Origin of the sequence: Parvularcula marina (genome assembly GCF_003399445.1) — a bacterium.
In the GTDB taxonomy this organism is placed as follows: domain Bacteria; phylum Pseudomonadota; class Alphaproteobacteria; order Caulobacterales; family Parvularculaceae; genus Parvularcula; species Parvularcula marina.
This window is the reverse complement of the sequence record NZ_QUQO01000006.1, coordinates 1-356: the sequence shown is the minus strand read 5'-3', so window position 1 is coordinate 356 and position 356 is coordinate 1. Positions and strand designations below refer to the sequence as shown.

Sequence of the window (356 nt, the reverse complement as noted above, 5' to 3'; positions counted from 1 at the left end):
CAGCAAGGATTACAAAGTGATATAGACGAATGGGATTGAAAGCCCAGCCATAGACGGTGCCAGCCCGGTAGTCGAAATGTTGCAATGGTCCGAAGAGTATCCCAAGTAGCACGGGGCCCGAGAAATCCCGTGTGAATCTGTCAGGACCACCTGATAAGCCTAAATACTTCCAGATGACCGATAGCGGACAAGTACCGTGAGGGAAAGGTGCAAAGTACCCCGGGAGGGGAGTGAAATAGTACCTGAAACCGTTTGCTTACAAACCGTTGGAGCAGCCTTAGTAGCTGTGACAGCGTGCCTTTTGAAGAATGAGCCTGCGAGTTAGTGATCAGTGGCGAGGTTAACCCGTGTGGGGC

Annotated in this window: 1 rRNA gene; it reads left to right on the top strand. The window is 51.7% G+C overall.

Annotated features, from left to right (window positions below):
• A 23S ribosomal RNA gene (locus tag DX908_RS15980) occupies positions 1–356 on the top strand; the annotation flags it as partial.